We start from the raw sequence: 17,189 nt of genomic DNA, 5'->3' as shown, positions 1-17,189 counted from the left end.
TCGGCCCCACGGTCTAAAGGCCTGCCCATGCGCCTAGCCTTCATGGGAACCCCCGACTTCGCCGTGCCGTCGCTGGCCGAGCTGATCGCCTCGGGGCACGAGATCGTCGCCGTCTATTCGCAACCGCCGCGCCCCAAGGGCCGGGGCCAGAAGCTGACGCCGTCGCCGGTTCACGCCTTCGCCGAGGCCATGGGCCTGCCGGTCTTCACGCCCGAAAGCATGAAGGCCCCTGAAGCCATCGACACCTTCAAGAGCCTGGACCTCGACGCCGCCTGCGTCGTCGCCTACGGCCAGATCCTGAAGGCGGAGGTGCTGGATGCGCCGCGCCTGGGCTGCTTCAACCTGCACGGCTCGCTGCTCCCGCGCTGGCGCGGGGCCGCTCCGATCCAGCGCGCCATCATGGCCGGGGATCGCCAGACCGGCGCCCAGATCATGCGGATGAGCGAGGGCCTGGACGAAGGCGCCATCATCCTGTCGGAACTGATGGACATCTACGCCGACGACACGGCCGCCAGCCTCAGCGACCGCATGGCCCATGTCGGCGCCGCCCTGTGGCCCCGCGCCCTGGCGGCCATCGAGCGCGGCGGCTTCACCGAGACGCAGCAGGCAGGCGAGCCGACCTACGCCAAAAAGATCACCTCCGCCGAAGCCCGCATCGACTGGACCCGCCCGGCGGCCGAGGTGGACGCCCACATCCGCGGGCTGTCGCCCTTCCCCGGCGCCTGGTTCGAGGTCGAGGCCGACGGCGAGCCGGTCCGCATCAAGGCCCTGATGTCGGCTCTGGCCGACGGCGAAGGCCCGGCCGGTCAGGTGCTGGACGACGCCCTGACGGTCGCCTGCGGAACCGGCGCGGTGCGCCTGACCCGCGTGCAGCGTCCGGGCAAGGCCGCGCAGTCGGCCGAGGAAATGCTGCGCGGCTTTCCCCTCCCCGCCGGAACCGGGCTGGACGGGGCGCGTCGGGTCGAGAATGCGGAGCCTTCTGAGCGCGGCCCCCAAGGATAATGCCCCGGTATCGGTTCACGGTCGAATACGACGGCTCCGCTTACAACGGCTTTCAGGCTCAGACCGACCAGCCGACCGTCCAGGGCGCTATTGAGACGGCGATTACGGCCTTCAGCGGTCAGAGCGTGCGCATCGCCGCCGCCGGGCGCACCGACACGGGCGTCCACGCCACGGGCCAGACCTGCCATGTCGATCTGGACAAGGAGTGGCCGGCGCAGACGGTGATGAACGCCCTGAACGCCCATCTGGTGAAGGAAGCGGTCGCGGTTCTGGACTGCACGCCCGTCAGCGACGACTGGCACGCGCGCTTCACCGCGACCGGGCGTAAATACCTGTATCGCATCCTGAACCGGCCCGGCCGCCCGGCGCTGGACCGGGGCCGGGTGTGGCACGTCAAGAAGCCGCTGGACGTCGAGGCCATGCACGCGGCGGCGCAACATCTGATCGGCCAGCACGACTTCACCACCTTCCGCGACGCCGCCTGTCAGGCGGCCAGCCCGGTCAAGACGCTGGACGTGGCCCGCGTCGCCAGCATCGGCGAAGAGGTGCACCTGGTGTTCGAGGCGCGCAGCTTCCTGCATCGGCAGGTGCGCTCGATGGCGGGCAGCCTCGCCGAAGTCGGCCTGGGCCGCTGGAGCCCCGCCGACCTGGCCGAAGCCCTGGCGGCCAGGGACCGCGCGCGCTGCGGTCCGGTGGCGCCGTCAGATGGGCTGTACCTGACGGGCGTCACCTATGAGACGGAAACCTGACGCCTCGCCCCTGCTCTCCGTCATCCTCGGGCTTGACCCGAGGATCGAGCCGTCGGCTCTGCAGCGGCATGTAGAGGCCCCGCACTGTCGCCCTAGCCGGCCACCGTCGAGCGGGCGGAAAGTCCGATCCTCGGGTCAAGCCCGAGGATGACGGAGAGAAAAAGGGCAGCTTCTGGCGTCTCGCCTCTACCGCTTGAACAGACCGCCCAGGGCGCCGCCGAGGCCGCCCGGCAGGTTGTTCAGAAGACCGCCCAGCATATCGTCAGCGCCGGCGGCCGCGCCGTCCGGCGTCAGGCGGTCGATGACCTGGGGCAGGACGGCGGCCAGCGTCGCGCTGGCCTGTTCCGGCGAGACGCCCAGCTTTTTGGCGAAGTCGGCGATGGGGCCGGAGCCGATCACGGCGGCGATCTGCTCGGCGCTGATCGGGGCGTTGCCGCCCTTGCCAACCCACGAGGCCGCCACATCGCCCAGCCCCTTCTGGCCGAACTTTTCCGTCAGGCCCGACACCCCGCCCTGGCTTTTCAGCAGATCGGCCACGCCCCCAGCCGCGCCGTCGCCCAGACCGCCCAGGATATTATCCAGAAGTCCCATGCTCATTCCTCCGATTGAGGCGTCACGTTAGTCGGTTTTTCCGACCCGTTCGCCGCCGGAAGGTAAAACATGGCGCCGGGCGCCGGCGGGCGCCTCAGCTCTTGGCGCGTTCCGAGCCCGAGGTGACGGCCTGACCGGCGGCGGACAGGTCGCGGCCGATGCCGGACACCGTGTTGCAGGCGGCGGTGGTCAGGGCGGCGGCGATGACGCCCAGAACGATGAGCTTGCGCATGATGAAATCCCCGTAGATCGATAGAGCGCTTCAACGTGAAGCTTGGCCGTAAGGTTGCATGGCCAACATATCCTCCGATCTGCTAACGGCCAAAGCATGACGCAAGCTTCTGACACCGCCGCCCGCCGTCTGGTCGAAACCCTGGTGATGAACGGGGTCGACAAGGTCTTCTGCGTGCCGGGCGAGAGCTATCTGGCCGTGCTCGACGCCCTGGCCGACGTGCGCGACAAGATCGAGGTCATCGTCTGCCGCCACGAGGCGGGCGCCGCCAACATGGCAGAGGCCTACGGCAAGCTGACCGGCCGTCCCGGCGTCTGCATGGTCACGCGCGGGCCGGGCGCGACCCACGCCAGCATCGGCGTGCACACGGCGCATCAGGATTCGACGCCCATGATCCTGTTCGTCGGCCAGATCGCCCTGACCGACCGGGGCCGCGGCGCCTTCCAGGAGGTCGACTATCGCGAGGTCTTCGGCGGCCTGGCCAAGTGGGCGACCGAGATCGAAAGCCCGCAGCGCACGGTGGAGGTCGTGGAGCGCGCGTTCGCCGTCGCCCAGCAGGGCCGCATGGGTCCGGTCGTCGTCGCCCTGCCCGAGGACATCCTGCACGAAAACGGCGGCCCCGCGCCCGTCCGTCCGGTCGCTCCGGCGAAGGCCGCGCTGGACTCGGCCTTCGTCGAACAGGTGCGCGAACGCCTGAGCCAAGCCGAACGTCCGATGCTGATCCTCGGCGGCTCGGGCTGGAGCGATGAAGCGACCGACGCGATTTCCGGCTGGGCCGAGCGTCTGGGCCTGCCGGTCGCCCTGTCCTTCCGCCGCAAGGACCTGATCCGCAACGACCATCCCGGCTATGCGGGCGACCTGGGCCTGGGGCCCAACCCCAAACTGGTGGCGCGGGTCAAGGCGGCCGACCTGCTGCTGGTGATCGGCGCGCGCATGGGCGAGAATCCGACGCAGGGCTACACCCTGCTGGACCGCACGAAGACGGCGCAGACCCTGGTGCACATCCATCCGGGTCCGGAGGAGCTGGGCCGCGTCTGGGCCCCCGCCCTGTCGGCGGCGGCGGACAACGCGCTGGCCGCCCTGGCCTTGGCGACCATCGAGCCGGGCCGGACCTGGCGCGATCAGGGCGCGGCGGCCCACGCCGACTTCCTCGCCTTCTCCTCGCCCATCGAGGTCGAGAGCGCCGTCAACATGAGCGAGGTCATCGCCCATCTGGCCGAGGCCCTGCCCGAGGACGCCATCATCACCAACGGCGCAGGCAATTTCGCCGCCTGGCTGCACCGCTTCCATCGCCATCAGGCCCGCCGCACCCAGCTGGCCCCGACCTCGGGCGCCATGGGCTATGGCTATCCCGCCGCGCTGGGGGCCAAGGCGACCCAGCCGGAGCGCGAGGTGGTCTGCATCGCCGGCGACGGCGACTTCATGATGAGCGCCAATGAGATTGCCACCGCCGCCCAATACGGCCTCGGCGTCGTCGTGGTGGTCGTGGACAACGGCGCCTTCGGCACCATCCGCATGCACCAGGAGCGGGAATATCCGACCCGCGTCATCGCCACCGAGCTGAAGAACCCCGACTTCGTCAAATACGCCGAAGCCTTCGGCGCCTTCGCCGTGCGCTGCGAGACGACCAGCGACTTCCCGGCGGCTCTGGCGGCGGCGCGCGAGGCGGCGGCGGGCGGGCGCCCGGCGCTGATTCACCTGATCACCGACGCCGAACAGATCGCCCCGGGACGGACGATCACGCAACTTCGCGGCGCCTGAACCCTCTCTCGGCGGAAGAGGGCGACCCCTTAGCGGCTTGCGTCCCGCCACGCTTCGCGAAAGAGTGCGCCCCTTATTGTACCGAGGGGGGTCTTTCTCATGCGTCGTCTTCTGATTTCATCCGTCGCCGTCCTGGCGCTCTGCGCCGCGGCGCCCGCCGTCATGGCGCAGGCGGCGCCCGCCGCTGCGCCCGCTGAGGCCCAAAGCGAGGACGCGCGGCTCAACGCCTTCTTCGAACAGGCCTTCGAGGCGCGCGTGGCGCTGAGCCCCCAGCGCATGACCTCGCTGGGCCGCAAGACCGACTACGACAAGCTGGACGACGTCTCCGACGCCGCCGCCGAACGCTCGCTGGCGTTGCAGGAAGCCCAGCTGGCGCAGATGAAGGCCCAGTTCGATCCGGCCAAGCTGAGCGAGCAGAGCCGCCTGTCCTGGCGCCTGTTCGAGCACGGGGTGCAGCAGGCGCGCCTGTCGAACCAGTGGCGCGACTGGGGCTTCCAGTTCGCCGCCAACGGCAATCCGACCACGGGCCTGCCGGTGTTCCTGATCAACAACCACCGCATCTCAAGCGTTGCGGACGCCGAGGCCTATGTCGCCCGCCTGAACGCCGCCGAGCGCTACATGGGCCAGGTCGCCGACACCCTGACCGCGCGCGCCGCCAAGGGCGTGGTCTCGCCGCGCTTCGTGTTCGAGCCGTCGATCGACAACACCCGCGCGGTGATCGCCGGCGCCCCGTTCGACGGCGGCGCCGACAACCCGGTCTGGGCCGACTTCCAGAAGAAGATCGCCGCCCTGGACGCCGATCAGGCGACCCAGGACCGGCTGCTGGCCTCGGCGCGCACGGCCCTGACCGGCCCTTACAAGCGCGGCTTCGACACCGTCCTGACCGCGCTGGACCAGGTGCGGACCCAGGCCGACAGCGACGCGGGCGTGTGGCGCCTGCCGCAGGGCGAGGCCTATTACAACGCGCGCCTGCAGCTCTCCACCACCACCGACCTGACCGCCGACCAGATCCACCAGATCGGCCTGGACGAGGTCGCCCGCATCCAGCGCGACATGGAGACGATCAAGACCCAGGTCGGCTTCACCGGCTCGCTGCAGGACTTCTTCGCCTTCCTGAAGACCGATCCGCAGTTCCAGTATCCGAACACGCCCGAGGGCAAGGAAGCCTATCTGACCGACGCCCGCGCCTTCGTGGCCCAGGTCATGGCCGTGGCGCCTCAGTGGTTCTCCAACCTGCCCAAGGCCCCGCTGGAGGTCCGCGCGGTGGAGCCGTTCCGTGAGGCGACCGCCTCCATCGCCTTTTACAACTCGCCCGCGCCGGACGGCTCGCGCCCCGGCATCTACTACGTCAACCTGTCCGACATGACCCAGGTGCTGAAGCCCCAGATCGAGGGCATCAGCTATCACGAGGGCGCGCCGGGCCACCACTTCCAGATCGCCTATGCGCAGGAGATGGAGCACCTGCCCAGCTTCCGTCGCTTCGGCGGCTACGGCGCCTATTCCGAAGGCTGGGGCCTGTATTCCGAGCGCCTGGGCAAGGAGATGGGCTTCTATCAGGACCCCTACTCCGACTTCGGCCGCCTCTCGACCGAGCTGTGGCGCGCGGTGCGTCTGGTGACCGACACCGGCCTGCACGCCAAGCGCTGGAGCCGCGAGCAGGCGATGGACTACTTCCGCCACAACTCCCTGCTGTCCGAGCGCGACATCCAGAAAGAGGTCGAGCGCTACATCACCAATCCCGGCCAGGCGACCAGCTACAAGATCGGCGAGCTGAAAATCGAGGAGCTGCGCGCCAAGGCCGAGGCCGCGCTGGGCGACAAGTTCGACATCAAGGACTTCCACACAGTGGTCCTGGGCTCGGGCGCCGTGCCGCTGGACGTGCTGGGCGACCTGGTCGACGCCTGGATCGCCAAGGGCGGCGGCCAGCCGGCCTAATCTGCTTCCCTCTCCCGATGGGAGAGGGATTGAGCGCACGAGAGCGTTAGCGATCGTTTGCGCGAAAGGGTGAGGGTTCGCGGCGGAAGTCGGCCAAAGGCCGTCGCGTGACGGCTGACGCCGACTGGACAAACCCCTCACCCTTTCGCCTTAGCCAATCGCTTCGCTCTTGGAGGCTCAAGCCCTCTCCCGCCGGGAGAGGGAGGCAGTCTTTTCCGCGTTTCTGGTGTATGAGCCGCCGCCATGCCCTTTACCGCCACCGTCCTGACCATGTTTCCCGAGGCCTTTCCCGGACCGCTCGGCGTGTCGCTGATCGGCACCGCATGGCGCGAGAAGGGGCTGTGGGACTTGCAGACGCTGGACATTCGCGCGTTTTCCGAAGATAAGCGCGGCTTCCTGGACGACACCCCTGCGGGTGGCGGTCCCGGTCAGGTGCTGAAAGCGGACGTGGTGGCCAGGGCTCTCGACAGCCTGGAAGGCCCGCCTAGGCCGCTTTTGTACATGAGCGCACGCGGTCGACCCCTGACGCAGGCGCGGGTTACGGAATGGGCCAAGGCCGACGGCATCGTCGTGCTGTGCGGCCGTTTCGAGGGGGTGGACCAGCGGGTGCTCGACGCCCGGGGGTTCGAGGAGGTCTCCGTCGGGGACGCGGTGCTCGCCGGCGGCGAGGCGGCGGCCATGGTGGCGATCGAGGCGTGCGTCCGGTTGGTTCCGGGGGTTCTGGGTGCGGCGGAAAGCCTGTCCACCGAGAGCTTCGAGGACGACCTGCTTGAGCATCCGCAGTACACGCGACCGCGGACGTTCGAGGGCCACGACATCCCGGAAGTCCTGTTGTCAGGCGATCACAAGAAGATCGCCAAATGGCGCCAGGAGCAAAGGGAAGCGACGACGCGGGAGCGGCGCCCGGATCTCTGGGAGCGGCATCTCGCCAACTTACAGGTAAAGAGCAAACAAGCTCCGGAGAAATGACATGAACATCGTCCAGCAGCTCGCTGCCGAAGAAAAAGCCCGCCTGCTCGAAGGCAAGACCATCCCCGACTTCCAGCCGGGCGACACCCTGCGCGTCAACGTGCGCATCAAGGAAGGCGAGCGCGAACGCATCCAGGCGTTCGAAGGCGTCTGCATCGCCCGTGACGGCGGCGGCGTGAACGAGACCTTCACGGTCCGCAAGATTTCGTTTGGTGAAGGCGTGGAGCGTCGCTTCCCGATCCTGTCGCCGAACGTCGACTCCATCGAAGTGAAGCGTCGCGGCGTCGTCCGTCGCGCCAAGCTGTATTACCTGCGCGACCGTCGCGGCAAGTCGGCCCGGATCGCCGAGCGCCAGACGGCCCGCAAGGTCGCCGTCCCGGCCACCGGAACGGTCGAAAAGGCGGGCGACGAGGCCTGATTTCAGGCTTCGGCTTCGCGCTGAAGATCAAAAGCCCCGGCGGAAACGCCGGGGCTTTTTTAGTGCTCTTCTTTGAGGGCGCTACCGCTCGCCGCGCGGCGGCTCGCTGCTTGAGCTGGTTTGGTGCGCTCCCGCTCGCCGCCCGGCGGCTCGCTGCTTGAGCGGGTGGAGTGCGCTAGCGCTCGCCGCTCGGCGGCTCGCTGCTTGAGCGCGGGCCGACGCCCGCGAGGCTGTGCTTCAACGCGCTGAGCTGATCAGAGCCCGCGCAGACCTCGCCATAGGCGCGGCGTATGCTTTCCTTGGTCGTGGCCGACAGGGCCTCGTCCGCCAGGGCCCGCTCGAACCGGCTTTTCAACTGATCCTCGCCGCGTTCGACCGTGTCGATCATTGAGACCTCGTTGCGCAGCAGGGCGTGGCTGATGTCGCTGAAGGCGCGCTGGGCCTTGGACAGGATGGACCGATCCTCCTCCGGCGATCCGCCGCGCTCGCGCACAGCCGCCTTGAGCTCTTCGGCCACGCGGCGGCGCTCGGACGCCCGCCCTTCGAACCAGTCGCGATAGGCCTCGCCGGGCGCGTTGACCGCGCCCTCATGATAGCCCTGGGCGCTGTCGATCAGCCCCTCGACCAGACCGTTGAGGACCTTGATGTCGTGACTGTTGCCGCTCATCGGAAACCTCCCTTGGCCGTTTCACAGGTTCAATCCCTGCCAGCAGCGAAGGTTGCCGACCTGCCCGCGCTCTACAGCTTGGTGCGCAGAGACCAGAGTTCCGGGAAGCAGCGGCGCTTCAGGGTCTCGACCAGGTAACCCACGCCGTCGGTGCCGCCCGTGCCCTGGCGGCGGCCGATGATGCGCTCGACCGTGACCACGTGCTTATGCCGCCACGTCAGCAGGGCGTCGTCCAGATCGACCAGCTTCTCGGCCAGTTGGTACAGGGGCCACCAGCGCTCGGTGTCGCGATAGACCTCCAGCCAGGCGGCCTCGACGCCCTCGTTCGCCTCATAGGACTGGCTGACGTCGCGGTTCAGCACCGCGTCGGGCACCGGCAGGCCCGCCTTGGCCAGCTGGAGCAAGGCGTCGTCATAAAGGCTGGGCGATTCCAGCGCCGCCTTCAGCGCCGCATGGGCGGCGGGGCGTTCGACGTGGAAGCGCAGGAACCGAGGGTCCTTCAGACCCAGCATGGTCTCCAGACGGCGGAACTGATCGCTCTGGAAGCCCGAGCTGGCGCCCAGGTCGCCGCGGAACTTCAGGTAGTCGGCGGGCGTCATGGTGGCCAGGATGTCCCAGCTCTGGGTCATCACCGACTGGATGCGGCTGACGCGGGCCAGGCTCTTGTAGGCGGGCACCAGATCGCCGGCGCGCACCAGCGTCTGCGCCAGGGCCACCTCGTGCAGGATCTGCTTGAGCCACAGTTCCTTGGTCTGGTGGATGATGACGAAGAGCATCTCGTCATGCTGGTCGGAGCGCGGCTTCTGGGCGGACAGGATGTCGTCAAGCGCCAGATAGCCGGCGTAGGTCACGCCCTGCGGCTCGTGCTTAGCCGTCTCGATAGCGTGTCCGCGAATGTCGTTTGCGTCGGTCATGAGCCAGCTATCGCCCGATCAGCCGGGCGGGGCCAGACCCTTTTTCAACGCGGCCGCGCCCTGGCCTTAGTTGGCGGCGCGGTCGTCGGCGACGGCGTTGGCGGCCATCTGGCGGCCGTTGGCGAAGGCGTCGCGGGCGCCGTTATAGATGAAGCCGTAGGTCGGATAGACCGTGGTGCCCAGATCGTTGATCGGGTTGTACCAGACCTTCACCCGGCTCCAGTCGCCCGAGGAGGAGACGTCGACGACGGTGACGTTCTCTTCGACCTTGCCGCGGCTGCCGCCCCAGTTGGCGTGGGTGACGCGGATCACGCGGTCGGTCAGGACGTCGGAGACGACGGCGACGTGGCCGGCGCTCATGCGGCCGTGGGGCTGGAACACCAGCACCGAGCCGGTCTCAGGCGCATCGCCGGTGCGGAACTTGCTGACGGCCTGACGCCACCAGGTCCAGGCGTCGCCGAAAATCTGAATCCCCGAGAACATGCGCGCGAAGGTCACGCACTGCCAATAGGGGTCGCCGGCTTGGGCGGGGGTGGTGCTGAAGGCGAAGAACCCAAGGGTCGCCGCAAGGGCGGCGGCTGTGAGCCGTTTCATCATCTGGCGTGCTCCCGACTGAACGCGGACAAGCCTTAGACGATAGGATCAGAATGTTGAAGAACTGTTTCCGACTGTTTCCCCTGTCGATCCACAGATGATCGACGCCGTTTCGCCCATCCGCGCAGGAAACTGCGGGCCGGGCGCTCGATCAGCCGATGAACAATCGCAGCGGCGACAATCAGTCCCGCGATGATCGCCAGCCACAACGCCAGCGGAAGCTGCTTGTCTTCCGCTCCGATCAGACGCGCCACCACATTGACCGCCAGTATCTGCCACGGGGCGCACAGCATATAGACGGCGTAACTGATCTCGCCGAGATAGACAGCGGGCGCCGAGCCCAGAACGCCCGCCTTGCTCGCCGGAATGCTGGCCAGGGCCAGGATCAGAAGACCGCCCGACAGGACAGTGATCCCGTCCCAGCTCAACAGGGCGGCGCTGAACGCCATCACGACCGCCGCTGCCGCAGCCAGCAAGCCCGCGCGCGGCAGGGGCGCGCGGCGATAGACCAGATAAAGGGCGCAGCCGTAGGCGAAGCAGGGCACGATCCGCAGCGCCCCCCATTTGAACGTCGCCTCGGTCAGGCGATAGCCGGCGACGCGCTCGAACCCGACATAGAGGGCGGCCAGCAACAGGGCCGCCGCCCCCGTCGCCACCCACGGCCGATCACGCAGCTTCCATGCGGCGGCGGCGAAAATGGGGAAGGTCAGATAGGCGAACCACTCGGCCGAGATCGACCAGGACGGATGGTTCCAGCCCGCCTCGCCGGCGAAGCCCCAGGCGTGGACCATCAACAGATTGGGCAGCAGGGTCTTCCAGCTGAGGATGCCGGAATCGATCGCCATGCCCGCCGCCGTCGCCGCCAGGCCCAGGGCCATGACGCCGAACAGGGTGAATAGGTGCAGCGGATAGATGCGGGCTATGCGCGCCCACAGGAAGCTTCTGTAGCCGAACCGCTTCTCGCCGAAGGCCTGCAGATAGACGTGGCTGAGGATGAAGCCCGACAGGACGAAGAAGAGTTCGACGCCGAGATAACCCTTGGCCGCCAGGGCGGGCATGCCGCCGACCGCCAGGTTCGGCCACATCAGATAGACCACGACCCACAGGGCCGCGAGGAACCTGAGCGAAGTCAGGGGACGGATGTCGATCGGCGTCGCTGCGGGCGTCATGAGACCATCCTGGCCGGTGAACCGACCGGGGACAGCCCGGCCGCGCTGAGGGGATCAGTGCAAGCCCGGCGCCAGCTTGACCTTATTCTACGCGGCCGCTCTCGCCCGCGCGCTCGATGGCGGCGACGGCGGCGGCGCAGCCGGTCAGGGTCTCGCCGCCGATCTCGACCTTGGCGGTCAGGGGATAGGTGCGGTCGCTCATGCCGTCCGAACAGTCGGTCGCCGTCAGGGTGACGGCCAGATCGGCGCCCGCTTCCGTCTTCGTCGTCCAACTGACGAGATTGCCCTGAAGCGTCGGGCCGGGGTTCGCGGCCTTCTGCTCCGGCCGGTCGACGCCGGAATAGGTCAGACCCTGCGGCGTGATCTCCACGGCCCAGAAGGGCTCGGTTCCCAGCACGCGCACCGGCTGGTCCAGATCGACGCCCGCTAGGACGCGCGGCTCGGCCTTGGCGGCTTCCGGCGCCTTTTGGGCCGGTTGGGAGCAGGCGGCGAGGACCAGCGACAGGGCGGCGGCTGACAGGAATACGGCGCGCATGGGCGATCCTTTCTGAGGTTTGTCGGCCAAGGTCAGGGTTCGCCGCCGCCTCGTCAAGACAGGCGCCAAAGCGGCGCGGCTGGGTTAATGTGGCCCCATGCCGATTCGTCCCGCACCCGCCACAGACTCAGGCGCCGCCTTCACGGCCTGCGAGTTCTTTGCGGGCGGCGGGCTGGCGGGGCTGGGGCTGCATCTGGACGGCGCCGGTTTCCGCACCGTCCTGGCCAACGACATCGACGCGGCCAAGGCGCGCGCCTTTCGCGCCAACCAACCGGACACGCCGCTGATCCACGGCGACGTCTGGGCGGTGACGCCCGATCAAGTGCCCGGCGCGCCTGACCTGTGCTGGGCCTCCTCGCCATGTCAGGACGTCAGTCTGGCGGGCGCGCGCGGGGGTCTGAAGGCGCAGCGGTCGGGTGCCTTCTGGGGCTTCTGGAAGCTGATGCAGGGGCTGGACGCCGAGGGCCGCGCGCCGCGCGTCATCGTGCTGGAAAACGTGGTCGGCCTGCTGACCTCGGGCGAGGGACAGGACTTCGCCGCCGTATGCGGGGCCATGGTCGAGGCCGGTTACACGGTCGGGGCGCTGGAGCTGGACGCCGGACTGTGGCTGCCCCAGTCGCGCCCCCGCCTGTTCATCATCGCCATGCGGGGGATCGAGGGGCCGCGCCTGAAAGGCCCCGCCCTGCCCTTCCACTCGCCGCGTCTGACCGCCGCCTGGGCGCGGCTGCCGCCGAGCCTGAAGGCGAACTGGGCCTGGTGGGGGCTTGAGGCGCCGCCGCGCCGCAATCTCGATCTGGCGGCGCTGCTGGAGCCGGACGTTCCCTGCTTCGACGAGGCGGAGGCGCAGACCCTGCTGGCCATGCTGTCGCCGCTGCACCGGGCGCGGCTGGAGGCGATCCAGGCCTCGGGCGAACGGCGCGTGGGCGCCGCCTTCCGCCGGGTGCGGACCAAGGACGGGCGGAAGCTGCAACGGCTGGAGCTGCGCTTCGACGGGCTGGCGGGCTGTCTGCGCACCCCCTCGGGCGGGTCATCGCGGCAGTATGTGGTCATCGTGGAGGACGGCCAGGTCGCCCTGCGCCGCCTGACCGGGCGCGAGGCGGCGCGGCTGATGGGCGTGGACGAGGCCTATCGCCTGCCCGCCAGCGAAAGCGCGGCGCTGAAGCTGATGGGCGACGCCGTGGCCGTGCCCGTCGTCGCGGCCCTGACGCGCGGCCTGTTCCTGCCCGCCCTGACCGACAGCGCCGAAGCCGCAGCCTGAACCGTCAGTAATAGAGGTCGTCGTTCTTGCGGTCCTCGGAGCCTTCGATGCCGGGGTCCAGGTGGTTGTCGACCCGGTCGTCCCAACCGTCGCGATCCGACCGGAACGCCAGGGCCATCAACCCCCAGGCCAGGCCGACCGTGCCCAGCACGCCCAGTCCCATGGCGATCCAGCCGTGCAGGCTCATCTCGCCGCCGCCGATCAGACGCCAATAGGCCGCCAGCCCAAGCGTGCTGACGGCCGATATGGCCACGGCGAGAACCAGCGACCGCAGAAGCCGGACCAGCCGCCCGCCTCTGGAGGTCTTGGTCATGGTTCAGCTCAGCGCTGGACCCACTGGCCCTGGGCGTTCTTGTACCACTGGCCCGTGCTGATGCGCGGCAGCAGCTGGGTTTCGAACATCCGGGCCCCAGCCACTTCGGCGGTGGTGCCGGCGTCGGCGGCGCTGCGGGCGTAGGCCTGGCGGCGGCCGGCGTTGGTCGCGCTGATGGCGGCCTGGGTGTCGCCGTCGACCGAGGTGCGCACGCCGACATAGCCGTCGGCCTGTTCGCCCGCCGCGCCGGCGGCCTTGGCCCGGTCGACCAGAGCCTTCTGCGAAGCGGTCTGGGCCACGGCGGCGCCGGCGGCGACGCCCAGGGCGGCCACAGCGGCCACGGCCACGAAGAGTTTGCGGTTCGTCATGTCAAAGCCCCCTTTCGTATCAGAACAGGTTGGGGTTTTCGCGGAGCAGGTTCTGCAGTTCCTGATCCAGCTTGATGCGGATATCGGCGTCCAGCTTGGCGTAGATTTGCAGCGGCTCGCTGAACTTGATGTTCACCGTAGGCGCGCATGCGGCCAGGCTGACGGCGCTAAGGCCAAGCATGGCGACGATCTGACGCTTGCTGATCATGGGGCCGATCTCCGAAGGCGGCGTTGGAAGTCACCGCCATCTAACGCTGCGGCGAGTGAACGGGTTCTGAACAAAGCGAAGCCGCCGATCAAGGCTGCTCATCCGTCGTCAGCACGGGCGCTTCGCCGCGCCGAGCATATTCCAGCAGATCCGAGACGATCTGGTTGGCGTTCCACGTCGTGTCGAGCGTCAGGTCGATGGGCGTATCGGACGGCAGATTCAGCTTCTTGTTCATGAAGTCGCGGCGGATCAGCTCCATGAAGGTCAGCCGCAGTTGCTCGCGCTGAGGCGGATCATGGCGGCCGTTGATGCGGAAGCGCACGCCCAGACGGCCTTCGTCCAGACTGTTCACTTCGGCCGTCAGGTCGCTGATCGCCAGGTCCTGCATGGCCTGATAGGCGAGGTCCTGCATGGTGTTGGGCGGCAGGTCGGCCGAGTTGGCCCCGCCGGCGCCCAGATCGTCGAACACCTCCGGCTGGATCGACAGACGGCCGGGCCGCACCCCGTTCAGCACGCCGCCCACGATGCGCCAGCCCGCCTTGGGGTCATAGGTGAAGGGCAGACGGCCGGACACCACGGCGTCCAGCTCCGCCTTGTCCTGAAGATTGGCGCTCTTCAGCAGCTCGTTCAGCTGCACGCCCTCGACGACGATCACCCCGCCCCACCCTTCGCCCGGCGTCAGCGGCAGGGACAGGGGCTCGACGCTGATGCGCCCGCCCGCCGCCTGGATCCGCCCGCCGCCGATGGTCAGGGCCTTTTCGTCCAAGCCGAACGTCAGCTGGAAATCGGTCAGCGGCGTCACCGTCTGCACCCGATCGGCGGTCAGCGTCTGATCGGGCGCGGTGATCAGGGGCGTCAGACTGGTGAACTCCACCCCCCCCTTCAGGCCCTGAACCTTGCCCGCCGGGCTGGTGAAATCCAGATCCGGCACGGTCAGGACGCCGGAACTGGTCGCCCCCTCGGCAGTCCAGTCGAACCGCCCCTCGAACCCGGCCGAGCCCTCGACCGGCGACTTTACATAGTCCGCCACCAACGGGCTGAGATCGGCCGGCTGTAGGCCGTGCTCGGTGAAGGTCAGGTTGGGCGCGGCAATCGCCGCCCCGCCCGCCTGAAGGCGCCCGTCGTGGCGCAGGTCGATGCGACCGACCTCATGGCCCAGTCGGGTGAGATCGAAACCGGCGGTCCAGACCTCATCGGCCAACTGAGCCTCGCCCTTGGCCTGAAGCGGCAGGAAGCGAGCCGGGTCGGCGACGTCGGAAACCTGGGCCTTAGAGATCGCGGCCCGCATCGACAGCCCCTTGGCGGCGCCGTCGACGGCCAGGCGGCCTTCCGCCTGCGAAAAACGCATCTCCAGAAACGGCGCCGTGGTCTGCACGTCCGCGAGGCGGCCGCGCGCCCGCCAGGCCCCGCCCTGGGCCGTGATCAGCGGCTCGTCGCCAGGACAGACCCGGCCCGAGATCGCCTCGACCGAGTTCTCGCCCAGGTCCAGCTTGCCGATCGTCAGCGGGATGCAGTCGTCCGCCGTATAGGTCAGCCGCCCGCCCGACGAGGCCAGTTCGCCTTGGGTGCTGAAGGCGATGTCGCGCGCCGGGCCGAAGTCCAGCCCCGCCCGCCCCTTGAGGCGCGCCGCAAAGCCGCCGCGCGTCAGGCGCCACTCGATCCCTTCAAAGCGAGCGTCCGGCAGGCCGCCGCCGCGCGTGGAGGTCAGGCTCAGCGCCCCGCCCCCGCTTGCGCCCTCGCCCGAGGCGAACAGCGGCTTATGATGCGCCTCCACCCGCAGCTCGCCGCCGTTGGCCGGGCGCGCCGTGATCGGCTGCGACAGCGTCAGCTCCAGTCCGGCGTTGTCGCTGGACAGGCGGATATGCGGAGCGTTCAGGGCGAAGTCGCCCAGCCCGCGCTTCAAGGCGGCCATTTCCGGCAGGTCGTCCGCCGTCGCCGCGCCCAGCGAGGTCACGGCGGCATGATCGGCCTTCAGGGCGCCCTGAACATCGATCCGGGTCACCGCGTCGCGCACGATGTCCAGATTCAGCGCGCCGCTGGCGCCGCGCAGGCTGAAGTCCTTGGCCCGCACGGATCGCGCCTGCAGCGCCACCGGCGCCTGCACCTCCAGCGCGTCGCCATGGCCGCCCGCGCGCACGCTGGCCGAGCTCAGGCTCAGGCCCTCCAGCCGCGTCTCGCCTGCGCGGCCCGCCCCGACGTTGAGGCGCGCGCGCGTCGTCACCGACCAGCGCGCCTTGTCGGCCTCCACGCCCCCGGCGACCGCCACTTCGGCGTCCGTCAGACCAAGATCCAGCGCGCGCGCCTGAAGCCCCTCGGCCGTAACCGAGCCTGCGGTGGTCGCCAGGCGGCCCTTGCCCTTGAGATCATAGCGATTGATCCAGCCCGCGACCTGACCATCGAAAGCCACGTCGGCGTTGACGGCGCGGGTGTTCACGCCGGCCGCGCCGACTGCATCCGCAGTGAACCGGCCGGTCAGGGCGACGCGCCCGTCGCCACGCCGCGTCTTCATGTCCGGATAAGGCAGGTCGCCCTTCAGATGCAGGACCGCGCCCTCGCCGCTCGCCTGATCCTTGGCCGCAAACCGTTCGGCCTGAAGATCAAGCGCGACCGCAAGCCGGTCGCCCGTCGTCGTCGCCTCGATCACGCCGCCCAGACCGCGCGCCTCGATCCCGCCGCTCTTGAGCGAGGCCGCAGGCATCCGGCCCGACAACCGCATCAGCTTTCCGTTGTCGATGCGCGCGTCGGCCAGCAGATTGACCGGGCCGTATTCCGTCTCGATCCGCGCCTGTCCGCGCTCGACGATGACCAGAGGCGCGCGCGAATCCGGCCTGGGGGGCCTGCCGGTGAACTCTTCGACCAGAGGGTCCAGACTGCCCAGCGACAGCTTGCCGTCCTTCCACGCCGCGCGGACGATCGGCCGCACCAGCCGCACCCGACTGGGCGTCACGCCCAGCCCGGCCTTCGACCAGGGCAAGCCCAGGGCGTAATCGACCTCGACCCGCTCGACCTTGAAGTCCGGATTCTTGGGATCGCCGATGGAGATCTTGCCGACGAAGCCGTTGACCTCCAGCCGCTCGACCTCGACGTCGGCGTCGACGCCCTTGCGCTCCAGCCAGCCGACCAGCAGTTCGCGCGCCGCCGCCCGACGGTTCAGATAAAGCGCCGCCGCCAGCACGAGCAGCACCATCAAGGCGACCCCGACGCCCTTCATCAGGGTCCGCACAGCGGAAGGCTTGCGAGGTCGCTCGCGCGGCGAGGAAGGATCGGCGTCTTCGGTCAAGGTCGCGGAACGATCATCATCTAACGGTTGAAGGCGACAACGCCACAAAATGCGCCACGATGACAGTCGTTGCCTTGCGACAACTCTACCGTGTCATCGTCGCCACTACACGACGATCAGACCCTAAAAATGGCGAAGATTCACGACAGGACCGCAGCGAACGTCGAAATACTTCATCAATCCCCCGCCAAGTTAACCGAATGTAACCTGACCGCTTCCCATCATG

General features: G+C 68.8%; 18 protein-coding genes. 7 read left to right on the top strand and 11 right to left on the bottom strand.

The genetic code is table 11. The features are described from left to right. Positions 1–27 precede the first annotated feature (27 nt). Together fmt and truA are read left to right on the top strand one after the other, a co-directional pair. Positions 28–1,002 (top strand): methionyl-tRNA formyltransferase, encoded by a 975-nt coding sequence (fmt, locus tag ACLBV5_RS04765; RefSeq protein WP_447604973.1) that lies wholly within the window; start codon positions 28–30, stop codon positions 1,000–1,002. Next, on the top strand, positions 1,002–1,751 hold the full coding sequence (truA, locus tag ACLBV5_RS04760) for a tRNA pseudouridine(38-40) synthase TruA (RefSeq protein WP_447604972.1): 750 nt from the start codon (positions 1,002–1,004) through the stop codon (positions 1,749–1,751). Before fmt ends, truA begins: the two co-directional genes overlap by 1 nt. A gap of 186 nt (positions 1,752–1,937) precedes the next feature. Here truA and ACLBV5_RS04755 read toward each other — a convergent pair whose 3' ends face one another. Together ACLBV5_RS04755 and ACLBV5_RS04750 are read right to left on the bottom strand one after the other, a co-directional pair. Then, positions 1,938–2,348 (bottom strand): YidB family protein, encoded by a 411-nt coding sequence (locus ACLBV5_RS04755; RefSeq protein WP_447604971.1) that lies wholly within the window; start codon positions 2,346–2,348, stop codon positions 1,938–1,940. Between the two features lie 88 nt (positions 2,349–2,436). Then, entirely contained in the window at positions 2,437–2,574 is a 138-nt protein-coding gene (locus ACLBV5_RS04750) for an entericidin A/B family lipoprotein (RefSeq protein ID WP_003166208.1), read from the bottom strand. A 96-nt stretch (positions 2,575–2,670) separates the two neighbouring features. Here ACLBV5_RS04750 and ACLBV5_RS04745 point away from each other — a divergent pair, with 96 nt between their 5' ends. From ACLBV5_RS04745 to rplS, 4 genes are all read left to right on the top strand, one after another. Continuing rightward, positions 2,671–4,335 (top strand): thiamine pyrophosphate-binding protein, encoded by a 1,665-nt coding sequence (locus ACLBV5_RS04745; RefSeq protein WP_447604970.1) that lies wholly within the window; start codon positions 2,671–2,673, stop codon positions 4,333–4,335. Between the two features lie 99 nt (positions 4,336–4,434). Next, positions 4,435–6,270, top strand: a complete 1,836-nt coding sequence (locus ACLBV5_RS04740; RefSeq protein WP_447604969.1) for a DUF885 domain-containing protein — start codon at positions 4,435–4,437, stop codon at positions 6,268–6,270. A 243-nt stretch (positions 6,271–6,513) separates the two neighbouring features. After that, positions 6,514–7,239 (top strand): tRNA (guanosine(37)-N1)-methyltransferase TrmD, encoded by a 726-nt coding sequence (gene trmD, locus ACLBV5_RS04735; protein ID WP_121482067.1) that lies wholly within the window; start codon positions 6,514–6,516, stop codon positions 7,237–7,239. Between the two features lies 1 nt (position 7,240). After that, positions 7,241–7,657 carry a 50S ribosomal protein L19 gene (rplS, locus tag ACLBV5_RS04730; protein ID WP_025976143.1) on the top strand — a complete coding sequence of 139 codons (417 nt, stop codon included), beginning with the start codon at positions 7,241–7,243 and terminating at the stop codon, positions 7,655–7,657. 175 nt (positions 7,658–7,832) lie between these two features. Here rplS and ACLBV5_RS04725 read toward each other — a convergent pair whose 3' ends face one another. The 5 genes from ACLBV5_RS04725 to ACLBV5_RS04705 form a co-directional block, all read right to left on the bottom strand. Next, entirely contained in the window at positions 7,833–8,324 is a 492-nt protein-coding gene (locus ACLBV5_RS04725; RefSeq protein WP_253122960.1) for a PA2169 family four-helix-bundle protein, read from the bottom strand. 71 nt (positions 8,325–8,395) lie between these two features. Beyond that, a complete protein-coding gene (locus ACLBV5_RS04720; RefSeq protein WP_447604968.1) occupies positions 8,396–9,238 on the bottom strand; it encodes a tryptophan 2,3-dioxygenase in 843 nt (280 codons plus the stop codon). 66 nt (positions 9,239–9,304) lie between these two features. Next, complete coding sequence (locus ACLBV5_RS04715; RefSeq protein ID WP_025976140.1) at positions 9,305–9,835, bottom strand: CHAP domain-containing protein; 531 nt, start codon at positions 9,833–9,835, stop codon at positions 9,305–9,307. Between the two features lie 32 nt (positions 9,836–9,867). Next, complete coding sequence (locus ACLBV5_RS04710) at positions 9,868–11,001, bottom strand: acyltransferase family protein (RefSeq protein WP_025976139.1); 1,134 nt, start codon at positions 10,999–11,001, stop codon at positions 9,868–9,870. An 82-nt stretch (positions 11,002–11,083) separates the two neighbouring features. Next, positions 11,084–11,536: a hypothetical protein gene (locus ACLBV5_RS04705; RefSeq protein WP_313633758.1), complete on the bottom strand. Its 453-nt coding sequence runs from the start codon at positions 11,534–11,536 to the stop codon at positions 11,084–11,086. A 97-nt stretch (positions 11,537–11,633) separates the two neighbouring features. Between ACLBV5_RS04705 and ACLBV5_RS04700 the strand changes: the two genes are divergently transcribed. After that, a complete protein-coding gene (locus ACLBV5_RS04700; RefSeq protein ID WP_447604967.1) occupies positions 11,634–12,794 on the top strand; it encodes a DNA cytosine methyltransferase in 1,161 nt (386 codons plus the stop codon). Between the two features lie 4 nt (positions 12,795–12,798). Here ACLBV5_RS04700 and ACLBV5_RS04695 read toward each other — a convergent pair whose 3' ends face one another. From ACLBV5_RS04695 to ACLBV5_RS04680, 4 genes are all read right to left on the bottom strand, one after another. Beyond that, the gene (locus ACLBV5_RS04695) at positions 12,799–13,107 is read right to left on the bottom strand and encodes a hypothetical protein (protein ID WP_313633757.1); all 309 of its coding nucleotides are present in this window, start codon (positions 13,105–13,107) and stop codon (positions 12,799–12,801) included. An 8-nt stretch (positions 13,108–13,115) separates the two neighbouring features. Further along, entirely contained in the window at positions 13,116–13,475 is a 360-nt protein-coding gene (locus ACLBV5_RS04690; RefSeq protein ID WP_312446043.1) for a YdbL family protein, read from the bottom strand. Between the two features lie 19 nt (positions 13,476–13,494). Continuing rightward, positions 13,495–13,683: a YnbE family lipoprotein gene (locus tag ACLBV5_RS04685; RefSeq protein WP_025976134.1), complete on the bottom strand. Its 189-nt coding sequence runs from the start codon at positions 13,681–13,683 to the stop codon at positions 13,495–13,497. Positions 13,684–13,771: 88 nt separating this feature from the next. After that, a complete protein-coding gene (locus ACLBV5_RS04680) occupies positions 13,772–16,963 on the bottom strand; it encodes an intermembrane phospholipid transport protein YdbH family protein (RefSeq protein ID WP_447604966.1) in 3,192 nt (1,063 codons plus the stop codon). Positions 16,964–17,189: the final 226 nt, after the last annotated feature.

Source organism: Brevundimonas sp. M1A4_2e (assembly GCF_053345555.1).
The sequence above is the reverse complement of the archived record's forward strand: the minus strand, read 5'-3'. Positions and strand labels throughout refer to the sequence as shown.